This is a genomic window from Herbiconiux sp. UC225_62 (assembly GCF_042694625.1).
Classification (GTDB): Bacteria; Actinomycetota; Actinomycetes; order Actinomycetales; family Microbacteriaceae; genus Herbiconiux.
Window position 1 is genome coordinate 2184729 of the sequence record NZ_CP170551.1, and the last position, 16092, is coordinate 2200820.

Sequence of the window (16092 nt, forward strand, 5' to 3'; positions counted from 1 at the left end):
CGAGGGTCGCCCGGCGACCCGACCACGAGCACGCGAGAGCACGACGAGCGAGAGGCATCCCATGACCGGAGAACGCAGGGGCAGCCGACTGCTCGGACTGGGCCACTACCAGCCCGAGCGCGTCATGACCAATGAGGAGCTCAGCCTCCTCGTCGACACGAACGACGAGTGGATCACGTCACGCACCGGCATCCGCACCCGCCGCATCGCGAGCGAGACCGACACGGTGACGTCGATGGCGATCGCGGCGGGCCGGATGGCCCTCGCCGACGCCGGGGTCGCGGCGACCGCTGTGGACCTCGTGATCGTCACCTCGGTCACCGGCGACGACCGCAGCCCCAGCTCCGCCGGCCGGGTCGCCGTCGAGCTCGGCATGGCGGGCCCGGGCATCTTCGACCTCAGCGCCGCCTGCTCCGGCTTCGAGTACGCGCTGGGCGTGGCCGACATGGCGATCCGCGCCGGCTCGGCCACCACGGCCCTCGTCATCGGCTCGGAGAAGCTGAGCGCGTTCACCGACTACACCGACCGCTCCACCTGCATCCTCACGGCCGACGGCGCGGGCGCCTTCGTGCTGGGTGTCACCGATCAGCCGACGGTCGGCACCACCGTGTGGGGTTCTGTGCCGCACCTGCTCGACGGTGTGCGCATCGAGGGCGCGCCGGGCGAGCCCCGGTACTTCGCCCAGGAGGGCCGATCCGTGTTCCGCTGGGCCATCACCGAGGCGGCCGGTCACGCCGAGCGCGCCGTCGCGGCGGCCGGTCTCGAGCTCGGCGACATCGAGATCCTGGTGAGCCACCAGGCCAACCTGCGCATCATCGAGCCGCTCGCCGAGGCATTGCACTTGAGCGACAAGATCGTGATCACCGACATCGTCGAGTCGGGCAACACCTCGGCGGCGAGCGTGCCGCTCGGTCTCTCGAAGGCCTGGCACCGCGGTGAGATCCCGGCGGATGCCCCCGCGCTGCTCTTCGGATTCGGCGGCGGCTTCGCCTACGCCGGACTGGTGGTGCGCACACCCGCTCGCGCGTAGACCGGACAGCCCTTAGCCGACGGGGAGCGCTCCCGCGACCACGCGGCCGCGGGAGACGACCGCGACGATGTTCGCGGTGTCGAGGGCCGCGATGTCGTTCCAGGGCTCTCCGCGCAGCACCACGAAATCCGCGAGGTGCCCCGGTGCCAGCCGACCGAGTTGCGACTCGCGACCGATCGCCCGTGCCGCCCTCGAGGTGCCCGCCTCGAGGGCGCGCTCCGGCGCCCAGCCGAAGATCGAGGCCATCAGGCGCACCTCGGCCATCTGGTCGCCGAAGCGGACGTGATGGCCGTTGGCGTCGGTGCCCAGAACGAAATCGACGCCGGCGTCCGCGGCCGCCCGCATGAGGGTGTCGCGTCGCTCCACCAGTTCGACTGCCTTCGCCGATTGCTCGGCGGACACCCCGTTCTCGCCGGCGGCGATGCGGTCGTTGATGAGCAAGGTCGGCGCCACCGTGATCCCGGCAGCCGCGATCCGGGCGGCCTGCTCGGCGGTGAGCAGGGTTCCGTGCTCGATCGAGTCGACGCCGTGGTCGAGGGCGGCATCGATGCCGGCTTCCGTGTGCGCGTGGGCGGCCACGCGCATCCCGAGGGCATGCGCCTCGTCGACGATCGCGTCGATCTCGGCGCCCGTGTAGTTGCGCCAGGCGCTCTTGTCACCGACCGAGAGCACGCCGCCGCTCGTGGCGATCTTCACACCGTCGGCGCCGGCGCGCGCCCAGTGCCGCACCAGCTTGCGGCACTCGTCGGGGCCGTCGGCAAGGGGTTTGCGCAGGGGGAAGGCGGGCGGGATGAACAGGTCGCCGTGCCCGGCCGTCATGCTCACCATGCCGTGCGCGAGCACACGCGGCCCGGCCACGACGGCGTCGTCGATCGCGCGCCGCAGCGAGAACTGGATGTCGTCGGCCGACAGATCGCGCACCGTGGTGACTCCGGCGCGCATCGCGGCCACCGCGTTCGCGAGTCCGTGCAGGGTCTGCTCCTCGGGCCGGGTGGTGAGCGGCCAGGTGAGGAAGTCGGCCGGCCGCGGACCGGCGTTGCCCACGAGGTGCACGTGCGTGTCGATGAGGCCCGGGATGACGGCGAACTCCGCTGCGGTCGAGGAGGCGGCATCCGACGACCGCACGTCGGTGATGACGCCGTCGGTTCCGTCGAGGGCCCACTCGAGGGTGCTGATGCCGAGGGCGGCTTCGCCGTCCCAGAGAGCGATGTCGGTGATGCGGTTCATCTCAGCAGGCTAGCGTGCGGAAATCCTGGGTGCAAAACGTTTTGTGAGTAGGTAGAGTCCTACCATGACTTCGGAACGTCCCCGCTCGGCGACGATCAAGGACGTCGCTCGCGTCGCCCAGGTGAGCATGACCACGGTGTCGCACGCGCTCTCGGCGAAGCGCCCGGTGAATGCGGAGACGGCTGAGCGCATCCAGGCCGCCATCGAGGCGCTCGGGTATGTACCGCACTCCGCGGCCCGTACTCTCCAGGCCGGCAAGACCTTCATGCTCGGTCTCGTCGTACCCGACGTCTCCGACCCCTTCTTCGGGCGCCTGGCGGTCGCGGTGGAGCGGGCCGCCGACGAGAACGACTACGGGGTGGTGCTCAGCAGCTCGAACGGGGCACCCGCGCGCGATGCCCGTTATTTCAACCTGCTGCGATCGCGATCGATCGATGGGCTGATCTACGTGGCCGGCGCCCTCCGGCGCGACAATCAATTGGCGGAGCTGGCGCTCTCGTTCCCGATCGTGCTCGCCGACGAATGGGTCGAGGGGCTCGACGGCATCCCGCTGATCGCCTCGGACAACCGTGCCGGTGGACGCCTCGTGGGAGAACACCTGCGCGCCCTCGGGCACACCTCGGTGGCCGTGCTCGCCGGGCCGCGCGGGCTGCGCTCGGCTGAGGAGCGGGTGGCGGGGTTCCAGGAAGTGTTTCCCGACACCGAGGTTCTGGCCGGTGACTTCAGCGAGGAGACCGCGTTCAAGCGCACGACCGAGCTGGTCGCCGCGGGGCACGAGGCTGCGACGCGGCATCCGTTGCCCACCGCGATCTTCGCGTCGAACGACCTCGCGGCCTTCGGAGTCATCGATGCGCTCGCCGCCGTCGGCCTCACAGTGCCGAGGGATGTCTCGGTGGTCGGTTTCGACGACGTGGCACTCGCCCGTCGCATCACCCCCGCCCTCACCACGGTGCGGCAGGCCGTCGACGAGATCGGGCGGCAGGCCACCCAGACGCTGCTCGAACTGGTGGCAGGCGACGCGCCGTCGCCCGTGCCGCCGTGCCCCGTCGAGCTCGTCCCGCGCGCCAGCACGGCGCCACCTCGTGCGCCCGATGCCGCATCTCCTGTCTGAGGCGCCCGCTCCGACGCCCCGCCGCTCCACCTCGCCAGCCTCCCCCTCCCTCCACCCGAAAGGCCCACCTGTGACGCGAGTGCTCTTGCTCGGCGAATCCTGGTTCGTCCACTCCATCCACCAGAAGGGGTTCGACTCCTTCACCACCTCCGAGTTCACGCTCGGCGGTGTCGAGTTCGTCGCTGCCCTCCGGGCAGCCGGCCACGAGGTGACGCACGTGCCCTGCCACGAGATCACGACGCGCGTGCCGAGCACGGCCGATGAGCTGCGAGACGTCGCCGACGTGATCGTGGTGTCGGATGTCGGAGCCAACACCTTCCAGCTCCCGGCCGCCACCTTCACCCGCTCCGAGGCGCAGCCCGACCGCACGGATGCCCTCCGCGACTTCGTGGAGCAGGGCGGCGGCCTGCTGATGGTGGGTGGCTACATGACCTTCTCCGGCATCGACGCCAAGGCCCGCTGGGGGCGCACCGCGCTCGCCGAGGCCTTGCCCGTGCGCATTCTCGACCGCGACGACCGGGTGGAACTGCCGGCCGGCGCCGCCCCCACCACGGTCGCCGAGCATCCGATCACGGCCGGGCTCGCGGGGGAGTGGCCGGCGCTGCTCGGCCTGAACGAGGTGACCGTGCGCGAGTCGGCCGCGGAGCTGGCGAGCTGTGCGGGGCATCCGTTGCTCGTGGTCGGCGGGTTCGGCGCGGGGCGGTCGGGTGCGTTCACCTCCGACATCGCGCCGCACTGGGCTCCGCCGGGCTTCGTGGGGTGGGAGGGCTACGGTCCCCTCTTCGACCGCACGGTGCGCTGGCTCGCGGGGGAGGAACTCGCATGAGCGACGACTCGGCAACCGTCGACTCGGTGACCATCGCCGGGGGTGTCGACGTCATCGACACCGTGATCATCCACGCCACCGTGCTCACGCACACCACGCGCCCCGCACCCGGGTACCCGGCCCTGCCGCGCGAGGACACGGAGGCGCGCGGCACGGCGACGTTCCTCGCCGATCATGCCATCGGCATCCGCGACGGGGCGATCGCCTGGGTCGTGCCGAGCGACCACGTCGAGCCGGCCGTGCTGGCGCAGGCCGCCGTGATCGACGCGCACGGGCAGGTGGCCATTCCGGGGCTGATGAACTCGCACACGCACTCGCCGATGACCATGTTCCGCGGGTCGGCCGAAGACGTGCCCACCGACGAGTGGTTCAACAAGCACATCTGGCCGATGGAGGTGAACCTCACCGACCGGGACGTCTCGCTCGGCGCCCAACTCGCGGTGGGCGAGATGCTGCTCGCCGGCGTGACGAACTTCGCCGACCACTACTTCTCGACCGACACGATCGCCGAGGTCGTGGCGGCGAGCGGCGCACGCGGTCTGCTCGCCTCCACCTTCTTCTCGTCGCAGGGGCAGGCCGGCATCGAGCGTTCGGCCGCGTTCGCCGAACGCTGGAACGGCGCCGCCGGCGGGCGCATCACCACCGCCATGGGCCCGCACGCCACCTACACCGTGAACGATGCCGACCTCGCCACCACCGCCGAGCACGCGCGTCGCCTGGGCGTGCGCACCCACATCCACGCCGCCGAGAGCCTGGGCCAGACCGAGTCGAGCCTGGCCAAGCGCGGTATCACCCCGGTGCAGGTGCTGCACGACACCGGCATCCTCGAGACCGGGGCGATCATCGCGCACGGCGCCGGCATCGTTGAGAGCGACCTCGAGTGGCTGGTGCCGTACGCCGATCGCGTGGCGGTGGCGTCGTGCCCGAAGGTCTACATGAAGCACGCGCACACCACCACGCCGGTGCGGATGCTGCACGACGCGGGCATCACGGTGGGCGTCGGAACCGACGGGCCGGCTTCGCACAACACCCTCGACGTGCTGGAGAGCATGCGGATGCTCTCACTCAAGCAGAAGGACGCCCTGCTCGACGCCACCTGGCTCACCTCGGCGCACGCGCTCGACCTCGCCACCCGGCAGAGCGCGGCGACGTTCGGGCTGCAGGATTCGCTCGGCTCGTTGCTGCCGGGATTCCGCGCCGACATCGTGCTGATCGACCTGCAGAAACCGCACCTGCAGCCGATGCACGACCTCGCGGCCGCCCTGGTGCTGAGCGTCCGGGCCAGCGACGTGACGACGGTGCTGGTCGACGGGCGCGTGCTGGTGGAGAACGGCCGACTGACGACGATCGACACGGATGCCGCGGCCGAGGAACTGGCCCGGCGCATCCCGGAGCTCACCGACCGCTCGCGCGGCTCGATCCAGGAGTACGCGCCGTGATCGAGGCCTACAGCACACCGTGGACGGATGTGGTCGCGCACTTCGAGCGCGCTCGCGAGGGGGCGCCGGCATCCGGCCTGGCGGTGCTGCCGTTCGGCGCGCTGGAGCAGCACGGGCCGCAGCTGCCGCTGGGCACGGACACCGCGACCGCCGCAGAGGTGGCCCGACGCCTGGCCGAGCGCGTCGACGCCGTGCTCCTGCCGCCCGTGCACTACGGCGACACGTGGAACAACGCGGGGTACCCGGGCACGGTGTCGCTGTCTGCGGCCACGGTGACGGCCATCGCGGTCGACATCGGGCGTGCGCTCGTGCGCTCAGGTGCGCTGGGGCTCGTGATCGTGAACGGCGACTGGGGCAACCGGCAGCCGCTCTACTCGGCGGTACGCATCCTGAACGCCGAGGGCGTGCTGCCCGCGATCGCGCTCGACTACCCGGGCATGGATGCCGCCATCGAGCGCGTGCGCGAGAGCCCGGCCGCCGCGCCCGGACTCAATCACGCCGAGGAGATCGAGACCTCGATCATGCTCGCGATCGATCCGGATGCCGTGCGCATCGACCGTTACGTCTCGTCGTACCCGTCGTTCCCGAGCGACTTCGGCACCCGTCCGATGCAGCTGCACCCCTTTTCGGAGTCGGGCGTGTTCGGTGACCCGTCGTCGGCAACGGCCGAGAAGGGCGAGCAGATCCTGGCGGCCACCGTCGAGGGTTCGCTCGACGTGCTCGCCGACTTCGTGGCAACCCTCTCGCCCCGCGCGTAGACGCCCGTCCGTTCCCCGCATCCGTCACTTTCGGCCCTTCCCGGTGGGCTTTGGGGCCGAAACTGACGGATGCGGGGGTCGCGCGCGCTAGACGCGGCGCATCGCGAGCTCGGGCGCCAGCCAGAACGGGGGCAGCCAGCCCGCGATGTTCGACATCGGCAGCACCGACTCGTCGAGCGCGATGCCCACCGAGGCCATGAACGCGCGTCGCTTCTGGATGCGCGCCCAAGCATCCGGGTACGCCTCCGCCAACGCCGAGCGCAGCGCGGCATCTGCCAGCACGATGCCGTCTTCGATGTTCGACGAGCCGTAGACGGTGCCGGTGGAGGGGATGATGTCGAGCTGCAACGCCATGCCCGATTCGAAGACCACCGGAGAGCCGGCCGCCACGGGCGACGACGGCCACTCGTCGAGGTGGATGTGGTGCCCGGGGTTGAGGTACACGCCGTAGAACGGGTCGTCGACCACGCCCTGCACCACCTCGTAGATCTCGCCCGCGGTGACTCCGATGCGCATCGCCTCGTACCACGCCACCGCCGCCGCGAAGTAGGGCGCGACGAGAGCTGTCACGTAGTCGTGAGCGCCCGTCGGCAGCTCGTCGGCCGACGCCACGAGAAAACCGCCGCGCGCCGAGTTGCTGCCCCAGTGGCCGAACCCGGCGCTCATCGCATCGCCGACCTCGAGCATCCGGCCGCTCGGGCTCGCGACGCCGTAGGCCGCGCGCTCGCCGCTCAGCAGCGTGGGGTGGTAGGAGAAGGGCAGCAGGGTGGGGCCGTAGAGAACGGATGCCTGCAGCTCGGTCATCCCGGCCGTCACGCCCGTGATCATCCGGCGCAGCGACTCGGAGCTGTGACAGCCGGCGAACTCGAACGCGGCGATCTGGTCGACGTCGTTGACGAGCCGCAGGCCGGTGCCGTGGCCGGTGAACAGCGCGTTCGCGTTGCTGAGCTCGAAGCCCGCGCCGCGCAGGTCGTCGACGATGAAGCTCGGCAGTTCGATCCAGTTCTCGTAGCCAGGGGCGTCCCAGAACTTCCAGCCCACCGTGCCCACGCGCGGTGTCGTCGTGGCCGAGAAGCCGGCCAGCCGGAAGGCGTCGGCGAGGCTCAGCCCTTCGGGATCGGGCTGCCCCACCAGGCTGAACTTCGCGAACCGCAGAACCTCGGCCTCGATGGCGATGGATGCGGCGTAGGCCATGCTCTCGTTGCCGGCCAGCACGACGGGCGTGCGACCGGGCACGAGGAGCAGCAGCATCTCCTCCCAGCGCGGATCGAATCGGGTGAGGTAGGCGATGTTCGCGAAATGCTCCCGATCGCCGTAGACGACGAGAGCGTCGAGCCCCGCCGCCGTGGCGGCATCCAGCGCCGCGGCGACGCGCGCCTCGTACGTGGCGGCGGGCACGACGGGCTGCTCGACGGGCAACTCGTAGACCGGCAGCTCGACGGCGGCCAGCTCGAACCCGGCGGCGTGACGATTGGCAGGGGCGATCGACATGGAAGTCCTCTGTGGAGTGAATCGATCCGTCACTTCTGGTCGGAATGAAGGGCTCATTCCGGCAGAAAGTGACGGGTCGGGAGGGGAGGAGGGGATGCGGTCAGCGCACGAAGGCGTCGACGCCCGCCTCCACGCGGGCGAGGAGCGCGTCGCGCTCGGCGCGCGGGAGGAACGCGGCCTCAGCGGCCGCGTACTCGGCCTCGGCGAACTCCGCCGGGCCCCAGCCGAACTCGGCCTCGATCGTGCGCATCTCGGCGCTGATCGACGTGGTCGACATGCCCCGGTTGTCGGGGTTGACGGTGACCGTGAAGCCGAGCTCGCGCAGCAGGTCGATGGGATGGTTCGCCACGCCGTCGACCACACCTCCGGCGTTCGAGGTGACGCAGACTTCCAGCGGGATGCGCCGGTCGACCACCCACTGCGCGGTGCGGCCGAGTTCGAGCGACGCGCCGCCGGCCGAGCGCGCGGCCGCGACATCCCGCACCGCCGTCTTCACGCCGAGCGGACGGCCGTTGAGCGTGACGTCCTCGATCACGCGCACTCCGTGACCGAGCCGCAGGGCGTGCGCGAGATGAACCGTCTCCCAGACGCTGTGCTCGCCGTCGGCCTCGCCGGTGTGGATCGTGAATGGGATGCCCTCCCGCTCGAGCAGGGTCGTCGCGTCGAGGTGATGGCGCACCGGGAACCCGTCCTCGGCGCCGGCGAGGTCGAAGCCCGCGACGCTGCCGCCCCACTCACCGTACGTGTCGACCACCAGTCGCGCGATCTCGAAGCTCAGCGTGGAGGTGCGCATCCCGCAGATCAGCTGGCGCGCACGGATCGAGCCGCCCGCCGCAGCGACGAGCGCCTCCCCCTCGGCGAGCCCCGCGGCCACCGCCTCGACGGCGACCCGCAGCGGCAACCCCTCCAGGATGTGCTTCTCCGGCGCCCAGCGCGTCTCGCCGTAGACGACGCCGTCGGCGGCCGCCTCGAGCACCCACTCCCGGGCGACGCGCACGATCGACTCCTCAGTCTGCATGGCGCGCGTGGTGAGACCGAACTTCTCATCCCAGTTCTCGATGGTGGGCACCGTGATCTCCCCGGTGAACCATTTCGTGAGCTTCTCGGGGTCGTCGTAGGGCAGCGTCACGCCCTGCCGGCCGGCGAGTTCGATGAGCGTCTCGGGCCGCAACGATCCGTCGAGGTGATCGTGCAACGTCACCTTGGGGAACGTCGCATACGGCTCCGACGGCTGCGACCAGCGCGGATACCCTGCGAACACCGGCACGCCGGGTGCGGGCGAAGCGGATGCCGCCTCCGCGCCGCTCATTGGAAGGCCGCCAGCCCGAACGACACCATGTTCTCGAACGTCGCCTCGCGCTCGGCCGCGGTCATCTCCGCCCCCGGCAGGTCGCTCACAGTGCCCACCATGAGAGCGTCGAAACCCTCCTTGCGGGCGACGGCGTACAGCCCCGCCGCCTCCATGTCGATGCCGATCGTGCCGTACTTGAGCAGTCCGGGCACGAGGGTCGTGTCGGGGTTGTAGAAACTGTCGGTGGTGAACAGCGGCCCCACGTGCAGGCGCTTGCCGGTGGTCTCGCCGTGCTCCACCACCTTGCGCAGCAGCGCGAAATCGGGCGCGTGGCTGAGCGTCACGCCCGGCACCCACTCGCTCGTCATCGCGGAGTTGGTGTGGGCAGCGGAGGCCGCGATCACGTCGCCGAGCTGCAGGTAAGGCGCGATGCCGCCGATCGTGCCGACCCGCACGATCCGCTTCACGTCGAAGAAGCGCGCCAGTTCGGTCGAGTAGATGGCCATCGACGGCATGCCCATGCCCGAGGCGAGCACCGACACCGGCTTGCCGTTGAAGGTGCCGGTGTAGCCGAGGATGCCGCGCACCTCGGTGACCAGGCGCGGGGAGTCGAAGAAGGTCTCGGCGATGAGCTTCGCTCGGCGCGGGTCGCCGGGCATGAGCACGTCGGGGGCGAAGTCGCCGGGCTCGGCGCCGATGTGGGGTGTTGCCATCGTGGTTCCTCTCGAGTGGATGGGGAGTTGTCAGCCGAGCTGCGAGGGGGCATAGCGCGACAGCACGACGCGTTCCGCCCAGCTCACGAGGCTGTAGAAGATGAGCGAGACCGCGGTGAGGATGGCGGCCGCCGCCCAGAGTCCGGTGTAGTCGGAGTGCGCGCGCGAACTCACGATGACGTGCCCGAGTCCGTCGCCGGTCGCGAGCCATTCGGCGAGCGTGGCGGCGAGCACGGCCGTGGGAGCGGCGATGCGGGCCGACGCGAAGATCGCGGGCAGCGTGTACGGCAGCTGCAGCCGCCACAGCGTCGACCAGGTCGACGAGTCGTAGCTGCGCATGAGGGTGAAGGCGTCGTTCGGCACGCGCTTCAGTCCACCCTGCGTGTTGGCGAGCGTGGGGAAGAACGTGACGATCGCTGTGATGGCCACCACCCCGCCGAGACCGCGGCCGAGCGCGAGGATCAGCACGGGGATGAGCACGATGATCGGCACCGAGCGGAGCGCCACCGCGAGCGGCGTGAGCACCCGCTCCACCACGGGGAAGGTCACGAAGGCCACGGCCATGGCGATCCCGATCACGAGGCCGGCGACATAGCCGACGCCGGCGTGCACGAGCGTGACGTCGAGAGCGTCGAGCATCACCTGCCGGTTGGCCGCGGCATCCTCGGACGCGAAGAGGTAGTTCAACACGTCGACGGGGCTCTTGCCGACGAACGGCGACATGTCGAACACGATCAGGTACGCCCACCAGGCGAGCAGGATGACCACGATGGAGCCGATGGTCCAGGCCACGGCGCTCGCGAGACGGCCGGCCACCGATCCGCGCTTGGGAGTCGAGAGCTGTTGCGCGTTCGAGATCGACGCCGACCACGGCGTGAGCCAGCGGCGCAGCAGGCCGAAGACGCCGTAGGGAACGGCGGCCATGACCGTCGCCAGCAGTGCCACCGACCACACGCGAGCGAGGTCGAGTGACATCAGCCCGTTGATGAGCAGCACGCCGAGTCCGGCCTTGGCGCCGATGAACTCGCCGAAGATGGCGCCGAGCACAGCCGCTGCGGCACCGATCTGGAGACCCGTGAGCATGGCGGGCGTGCCGGAGGGCAGTCGCACGAAACGCAGCGAGCTGATGCTGCGCCCGCCCCACGCCGTGACCATCGTGAGCGGACCGCCGTCGGCGGATCGGAGCCCGAGCATTGTGCCCACGAGAGTGGTAAAGAATACCGAGAGGGCCGCGAGCACGACCTTCGCGGTGTCGGGGTCGAAGGTGAGCTGGAGGAGAGGGTTCACGGCGACGAGCGGCAGGCAGAACAGCGCCAGCGCCAGCCGGAGGAAGAGCGACTCGAAGACGGGCACCTGCACGAACAGGATGGCCACCGCGATGGCGGCCAGGTTGCCCCAGAACCAGCCGCGCACGGCCACCCAGGCCGTGGTGGTGAAGGCGCCCCAGTACAGCTGTGGGTTCTCGATCAGGCTCTGCACGATCGCGGTCGGCGATGCGAGCACGCCGAGTCGCGTCAGCCACAGGTCGGCCGCGATCTCCCACAACACCAGCAGCACCAGGCTGACGACCACGGTGGTGACCCAGCCGTTGACGGCCGATCGTCGCGCCACCCGGCCGGCGCGGGCGCGCTCGGTGGCGATCGCGGAGGCGCGCAGGGCGTCGCGGCCCGTGCCGGAGGCGGTGGTGGCCGACATCCTCACGCCTCCGGGGAGCCGACGGAGGCGAGCTCGCCGTCACTCACGAGGTCGTCGTCGCCGTCGGTGCCGGCGTGCAGCATCGAGCTCAACTGGTCGCAGACGGCGTGGAACTCAGGGGTGGAGAGCAGCTCGCGCCGCCGGGGGCGGGGGAAGTCGAGAGTGAGGTCGCCGACGATGCGGCCGGGGCGCGGCGACATCACGATCACCCGGTCGGCGAGGAAGGCGGCCTCCGAGATCGAATGGGTCACGAGCAGGGCGGTGGCGGATGTCGCACTCCAGAGCTTCTGCAGCTCCTCGTTCATGCGCTGCCGGGTGATCTCGTCGAGCGCGCCGAACGGCTCGTCGAGCAGCAGGATCTCGGGTTCGGCGACGATCGCCCGCGCGATCGCGACCCGCTGGCGCATGCCGCCGGAGAGCTGGGCCGGCCGCGCATCCGCGAAGCCGTCGAGGCCGACCATCGTGATGAGGTCGTCGATGCGCTTCTTCGGGATGGCGGTGCGCATGACCTGCCCCGGAAGGCGGATGTTGTCGCGCACGCTCCGCCAGGGGAGGAGGGAGGGGTCCTGCAGCGCGAGTCCGAGGCGGTGGGCCTTGCGGATGGCGGCGGGGCTCTCGCCGTGGATCGTGACCTCTCCGGCGGAGTACGACTCCAGGTCGGCGAGGATGCGCAGGATGGTCGACTTGCCGCACCCGGAAGGTCCGAGCAGAGCCGTGAACGAGCCTTCGGGCACAGCGAGGGAGATGTCGTCGAGCGCGAGCACGTCGCTCTTCTTCGACGAGTAGACCTTCGTCAGGTTGGTGAGGGTGAAACCTGAGCCGTTCACGAGGCCTCCGGGGTGGTGTCTGAGGGGGTGGTGGGGAACGCGGAGGCGGCGTGGGGCCGAGGAGGACGGCCCCACGCCGCAGCGCGGGTCACTCGATGGTGTTCTTGCCCGCGTAGACGTCTTCCAGCAGCGACGTGTCGAAGAGCGACTCGTCGGCGCCGGTGATGCCGAGGGACTCGAGCGTGGCGATGTTCTTCTGGATGCCGTCATCCGAGATCCAGAGCAGGCCGTGCTCCTTGGTCTCGTCGGTCACCAGCAGGTCCATCTGCAGTTCGGCCTGCTTGGTCTGCTCCTCGATCGTCAGGCCGCCGTCTTTCGCGAAGTCGTTGACGGTCAGGTCGACGGCCTCGGTGGGATCGGCCACGTAGTTCTGCCAGCCCTCGATCTCGCCCTTCAGGAAGCCTTCGATCGCGGCCTTCTTGTCGGGGTCTTCCAGGGTCTCCTTCTTCACGGCGTAGACCTGGGCGTAGACGTCGAGTCCGTAGTCGGCGGTGAGGAAGACGGTTCCCTTCTTGCCCGTGGACTCTTCGTAGGCGATCGGCTGCTCCGAGTAGAAGACCCAGAGGCCGTCGACCTCGCCCGAGACGAGCGGGGCGACGTCGAAGCCCACCGGCACGGAGGTGACCTTCGAGGCGTCGACGTCGTTGGCGGCGATGATGGCGTCCTGCGCCGCTTCGTCGCCCGACGGGACACCGATCTTCATGCCCTCCATGGCCTTGGGGTCGGTGATCGGCTTGTCGGGGCTGGAGAGGATGGCGAGCGGGTTCTTCTGGAAGCCGGCGGCGATGATCACGAGGTCGGCGCCCTGCTCGTTGGCGCGGGCGACGGTGTCGGCGTTGCCCATGCCGATGTCGGCCTGGCCCGAGACCACGGCGGCCATCGAGTCGACGTCGGGCCCGCCGGGCAGGATGTCGACGTCGACGCCGTTCTTCTCGTAGTACCCCTCCTTGTCGGCGACGTAGCTGCCGCCGAACTGCACGAGCGGGATCCAGGACGTCTGCAGGGTGAGTGGGGTGAGCGCGTCGCTGCCGCCGTCGGCGGTGTCGCCGCTCGACGAGGTGGCGCAGCCGGCCAGCAGGGCGACCGAGGCGGCGAACGCCGTGGCGGTGGCGGCCGCGCGGAGGCTGCGGCGGCGGGTGAGGCGGAAGGTCATGACGTTCTCCTTGGGGCGATCGGGATGGAGCCGGAAGAGGGATGCGTGAGCAAACCGTTTTGCGTCTTGGTGTGCGCACGACATTACGGGCACTCTGTTTCCAATCGGTTTCGCCCTGTTACCTCCGTGTAAAGCCACGAAGATCCTTGGATTAGCGGATTGCAACTCGTTTTGCATCTTCGGCTACTCTGAACCGGTGACCGACGCCTCCTCGAAGCCCTGGACGATGCAGCAGATCGCCGCTGCCGCCGGCGTGAGCGTGACGACCGTGTCGCACACCCTCTCGGGGAAGCGACCGGTGAGCAGCGAGACGGCCCTGCGCATCCGGGGTCTGATCGACCAGTTCGGCTACGTTCCGGATGCCGGCGCGCGGCGACTCAAGTCGGGGCGGAGCGGCATGATCGGCCTGGCGGTGCCCGACATCTCGCACTGGTACTTCGGGCGTATCGCTCGCGGAGTCGAGGAGATGGCGAACGACCACGACTACGGACTCATCATCTGCAGCACCTCGAACAGCGACCCGAAGCGTGAGAAGCGCTACTTCAACCTCCTGCGTACGCGATCGATCGAGGGTCTCATCTACACCGCCAGTCGCGAGATCTCTCCCACCGACGAGCTGATGAGCATCTCGGCGTCGTCGTCGCCGATCGTGTTGGCCGACGAGGGCGTGGCCGGGCTGAGCGGGGTTCCCTCGGTGACCTCGCTGAACTCGGCGGGGGCCCGGGAGCTGGGCCGCCATCTGCGTGGTCTCGGACACACCCGCGCCGTCATCGTTGCCGGGTTCGCCGGTCTGCACTCCACCATCGAACGGATCGCCGGAATCCGTGAGTCGTTCCCCGACGCGGTCGTGGTGCACGGCGACTTCGAGGTGCAGTCGGGCTATGACCGGGTCGACGAACTGCTCGCGCAGGGCGTGGAGTTCACGGCGGTGTTCGGCTGCAACGACTACATGGCGGTCGGCGCGATGCGCCGCTTGCACGAGGAAGGGCTCCGGGTGCCGCAGGACGTGTCCGTGGTCGGCTTCGACGACGTGGACATCGCGGGCGTGATCACGCCCGGGCTCACCACGGTGCGGCAGGACATGCTCGAGATCGGCCGGCGCTCGGCGCAGCTGCTGATCGAGGGGCTCGACGCGGGCAGCATGAGCGGCGTCGAGTCGGTCGCCCTGCCGGTCGAGATGATCGTGCGCGGAACGACGGGTCCGGTTCCCCGGAGGTGATCCGTGGCCGACCGCTCGTCCCGTCGGCTGTTCGGTCATTCGGGCCCTTTACGCCGGAGCGGCGGAGTTCTACGCTCGGCGTCAGAAGTTTCACTCGCCTCTGAAGGAGCAGGCATGGTCGACTTCGACGCGGTGCCGAACGGGCGCTACGACCTCGCCACGCTGACGCAGGTCGAACCCGGTATCTACCTGCGCCCCGAGGCGGCGGCGCAGTACCGTGGCGCGATCGCCGACTACACCTCGCAGACCGGATCGCCCGGCTCGTCATCGGAGGGCTACCGCCCGCTGGGCGCCCCGGGCGATCTGGCCGCCGGCACCGTGAACACGCAGTGGTACTGGTTCGAGATGTACGGCTCGCCGCGGGCGGCCGTGCCGGGCACGTCGAATCACGGTCGGGCGGCCGCCGTCGACATCAACGACTGGTCGACCTACGGTGACAGCTCGACCGATCTGTTCCGCACCTTCAGCGGCGTCATGCACGCCTACGGCTTCGACGACGACGTCGACGGCGAGCCGTGGCACTGGCACTACATCGGCTCACCCGCGGTGATCGCGCCCGCGTTCCGCGGATTCCGGCTCTTCATGGAGGATGACATGTTCAACGACGACGACCGGCGACTGGCCGAGGCCACCAACCGGGGAATGGTCGACGCGGTGATGAGGCTCTACCGCATCGAGAACAAGCTCGACCAGGCGCTCACCTGGATCGGCCTCAACAAATGGGCGCTGACGGGCAACGAGACACCCGAGGTGGGCTTGCGCTCCATGGTGGCGCGGGTGCTCAACGAGGTGGCCGACGATGTGGGCGAGGTGCAGCGCCAGCTCGACCGGGTGAACGCCGGACTCCCGGATGTCGCGGTCGAGCCCGACCTCTCGGCCATCGAGGCCCCGGTCCGACGCAAGGAGTGAGGCGCCCGCCGATCACGCGCCACTTTTAAGACTAAGTAATGTTTGCGTAAACGACTTTTAGATAAAGGTTTTTTGTTCTAAAATCGTGCCATGTCGACCACTCCGATCCCTGTCAAGCGATCCCTGCGCACCATCGGACAGAACATCGCAAGCCAGCGAAAGCTCTTGGGACTGACGGCGAGGATGGTCGCAGAGCGGGCCGGAACCACGCCGCCCACCATCAGCAAGCTCGAGAACGGCGATGGCACGAGTCTCGAGATCACCTTGCGCGTCTTGCGCGTCCTGGGGCTCATGGATGCCGTGGTCGCGGCGACCGATCCGTTCGATACCGAACGTGGACGGCTCCTGGTGGACGAGAAGCTCCCGGAACGGGTACGGGTGCGCAATCATGACTGACACCTAT

15 protein-coding genes are annotated in these 16092 nt (G+C 69.6%); 8 read left to right on the plus strand and 7 right to left on the minus strand.

Annotated elements, in window-relative coordinates; genetic code table 11:
• Nucleotides 1–61 precede the first annotated feature (61 nt).
• On the plus strand, nt 62–1030 hold the full coding sequence (locus ACFJGU_RS10600) for a beta-ketoacyl-ACP synthase 3 (RefSeq protein WP_382310172.1): 969 nt from the start codon (nt 62–64) through the stop codon (nt 1028–1030).
• Between the two features lie 12 nt (nt 1031–1042).
• Here the strand turns inward: ACFJGU_RS10600 and ACFJGU_RS10605 are convergent, their stop codons facing one another.
• Nucleotides 1043–2257: an amidohydrolase family protein gene (locus ACFJGU_RS10605; protein WP_382310174.1), complete on the minus strand. Its 1215-nt coding sequence runs from the start codon at nt 2255–2257 to the stop codon at nt 1043–1045.
• A 64-nt stretch (nt 2258–2321) separates the two neighbouring features.
• Here ACFJGU_RS10605 and ACFJGU_RS10610 point away from each other — a divergent pair, with 64 nt between their 5' ends.
• From ACFJGU_RS10610 to ACFJGU_RS10625, 4 genes are all read left to right on the plus strand, one after another.
• On the plus strand, nt 2322–3368 hold the full coding sequence (locus ACFJGU_RS10610) for a LacI family DNA-binding transcriptional regulator (protein WP_382310176.1): 1047 nt from the start codon (nt 2322–2324) through the stop codon (nt 3366–3368).
• 70 nt (nt 3369–3438) lie between these two features.
• Nucleotides 3439–4194: a glutamine amidotransferase gene (locus ACFJGU_RS10615; protein WP_382310177.1), complete on the plus strand. Its 756-nt coding sequence runs from the start codon at nt 3439–3441 to the stop codon at nt 4192–4194.
• Nucleotides 4191–5633, plus strand: a complete 1443-nt coding sequence (locus ACFJGU_RS10620) for an amidohydrolase (protein WP_382310179.1) — start codon at nt 4191–4193, stop codon at nt 5631–5633. The genes ACFJGU_RS10615 and ACFJGU_RS10620 overlap by 4 nt, the downstream gene beginning before the upstream one ends.
• Nucleotides 5630–6391: a creatininase family protein gene (locus ACFJGU_RS10625; protein ID WP_382310181.1), complete on the plus strand. Its 762-nt coding sequence runs from the start codon at nt 5630–5632 to the stop codon at nt 6389–6391. The genes ACFJGU_RS10620 and ACFJGU_RS10625 overlap by 4 nt, the downstream gene beginning before the upstream one ends.
• Nucleotides 6392–6478: 87 nt before the next feature.
• On the opposite strand, the gene ACFJGU_RS10630 is transcribed toward ACFJGU_RS10625, so the two are convergent.
• From ACFJGU_RS10630 to ACFJGU_RS10655, 6 genes are all read right to left on the minus strand, one after another.
• Complete coding sequence (locus ACFJGU_RS10630) at nt 6479–7882, minus strand: hypothetical protein (RefSeq protein WP_382310182.1); 1404 nt, start codon at nt 7880–7882, stop codon at nt 6479–6481.
• A 100-nt stretch (nt 7883–7982) separates the two neighbouring features.
• Nucleotides 7983–9191, minus strand: a complete 1209-nt coding sequence (locus tag ACFJGU_RS10635) for an adenosine deaminase (RefSeq protein ID WP_382310184.1) — start codon at nt 9189–9191, stop codon at nt 7983–7985.
• Entirely contained in the window at nt 9188–9886 is a 699-nt protein-coding gene (locus ACFJGU_RS10640) for a DeoD-type purine-nucleoside phosphorylase (protein WP_382310186.1), read from the minus strand. The genes ACFJGU_RS10635 and ACFJGU_RS10640 overlap by 4 nt, the downstream gene beginning before the upstream one ends.
• Nucleotides 9887–9916: 30 nt before the next feature.
• The gene (locus ACFJGU_RS10645; RefSeq protein ID WP_382310188.1) at nt 9917–11581 is read right to left on the minus strand and encodes an ABC transporter permease; all 1665 of its coding nucleotides are present in this window, start codon (nt 11579–11581) and stop codon (nt 9917–9919) included.
• A 2-nt stretch (nt 11582–11583) separates the two neighbouring features.
• On the minus strand, nt 11584–12408 hold the full coding sequence (locus tag ACFJGU_RS10650; RefSeq protein WP_382310190.1) for an ABC transporter ATP-binding protein: 825 nt from the start codon (nt 12406–12408) through the stop codon (nt 11584–11586).
• A gap of 88 nt (nt 12409–12496) precedes the next feature.
• Nucleotides 12497–13561 carry an ABC transporter substrate-binding protein gene (locus ACFJGU_RS10655; RefSeq protein WP_382310193.1) on the minus strand — a complete coding sequence of 355 codons (1065 nt, stop codon included), beginning with the start codon at nt 13559–13561 and terminating at the stop codon, nt 12497–12499.
• A 196-nt stretch (nt 13562–13757) separates the two neighbouring features.
• On the opposite strand from ACFJGU_RS10655, the gene ACFJGU_RS10660 reads away from it, so the two are divergent.
• From ACFJGU_RS10660 to ACFJGU_RS10670, 3 genes are all read left to right on the plus strand, one after another.
• Nucleotides 13758–14780 carry a LacI family DNA-binding transcriptional regulator gene (locus tag ACFJGU_RS10660; RefSeq protein ID WP_382310195.1) on the plus strand — a complete coding sequence of 341 codons (1023 nt, stop codon included), beginning with the start codon at nt 13758–13760 and terminating at the stop codon, nt 14778–14780.
• A gap of 114 nt (nt 14781–14894) precedes the next feature.
• On the plus strand, nt 14895–15689 hold the full coding sequence (locus ACFJGU_RS10665; protein ID WP_382310198.1) for a M15 family metallopeptidase: 795 nt from the start codon (nt 14895–14897) through the stop codon (nt 15687–15689).
• 90 nt (nt 15690–15779) lie between these two features.
• Nucleotides 15780–16085 carry a helix-turn-helix domain-containing protein gene (locus ACFJGU_RS10670; RefSeq protein WP_382310200.1) on the plus strand — a complete coding sequence of 102 codons (306 nt, stop codon included), beginning with the start codon at nt 15780–15782 and terminating at the stop codon, nt 16083–16085.
• Nucleotides 16086–16092 lie beyond the last annotated feature (7 nt).